The organism is Bacteroides fragilis (assembly GCF_019583405.1).
Taxonomy (GTDB): Bacteria; Bacteroidota; Bacteroidia; order Bacteroidales; family Bacteroidaceae; genus Bacteroides; species Bacteroides fragilis_B.
Genome location: NZ_SZUU01000037.1, coordinates 1 through 1,049 on the forward strand (window position 1 = coordinate 1; position 1,049 = coordinate 1,049).

General features: G+C 48.1%; 1 protein-coding gene and 1 pseudogene. Both read left to right on the top strand.

The genetic code is table 11. The annotated features are described in order from the left end of the window. A pseudogene (locus FDF36_RS21000) lies at positions 1-180 on the top strand (hypothetical protein); the annotation flags it as partial. A 91-nt stretch (positions 181-271) separates the two neighbouring features. Further along, a partial coding sequence (locus FDF36_RS21005) for a type IV secretory system conjugative DNA transfer family protein (RefSeq protein ID WP_220392691.1) occupies positions 272-1,049 on the top strand: 778 nt, incomplete at its 3' end.

A 1,049-nucleotide genomic window follows, 5' to 3' on the forward strand; every position in this document is an offset into this window, starting at 1 on the left:
GCCGGGGTAAATCCCCAAAAGATATCTCCTGCCAGATGGATATCCCTGATCCGGGGACAACCTACCGGATTACCGGGATGTGAAAAGCCGTTTATACTGGTCAGGACCCCGTCCGGATATACAGCCAAATGCCTGGAAACGGCCGGTAAAAAGGATCGGTCCTTCCAAGCGGAAATATAGTGTTATACATATAACACTTTAAAAATAAATCATGAATTAGCATGATTAAAGTAAAACAGCTTATTAAGTAAAATAAAAAAATATAACTGTGATGGAGAATTACATTCCTTATATCAAACTTATTATTTTATCCCTGGCCTGCCTGGTGACGGGAGTTTCCACCCTGAGTCGGAAGTGGTATGTGAATTTGCCGGTTTTCCTTGTATGCCTGGTGGCCGAGACTTATCTGGCATACCTGTTTTTCCCGGCCTATGCGCTATGGCCGGCCGGCGGTTCGCTGGCCATAGCCGGCATTTCCTGTATCAGCCCTTCAGGCAGAAAGCAAAACAAGCGGCCGATCAGGCTGCCGGTCCTTTCCGGAGTTCCATATACCCATTTGGAATTCTATTACTATTACTCCAATTTCCTCGTCTATGGGGGAGCCGGATCGGGAAAGACGAAAAGTATCGGTAAATGGTTGCTGGAAGAGTATATCAAGTTGGGGTTTGCCGGATTCATCTATGACTTCAAAGACACCGACTATACTCAGACAGCCTATAACCTGATAGAAAAACACGGCTATCCGCACAAATTCTATTATGTGAGCTTCGACAAGCCGGAACGTTCGTACCGCTTCAATCCGCTCAAGGTGGTAAAGGACCGTACCGAGCTGATGCAGTTGATGGAGGATGTCCTGTTGGCCCTGCTGCCCAAAGGGGAGAAACAGAACGAATGGATAGCCGGAGGGCTGGGTATCCTGCGCGGGGTCGCCTTCCGCTTCTGGGATGAATTTCCCGAATATTGCACGCTGCCCCATATCATGGCCTTCATCATGACGGCTTCCACCAGGCAGCTTTCCATGTTCCTGCAGCAGAACCTTATTTCCGAAA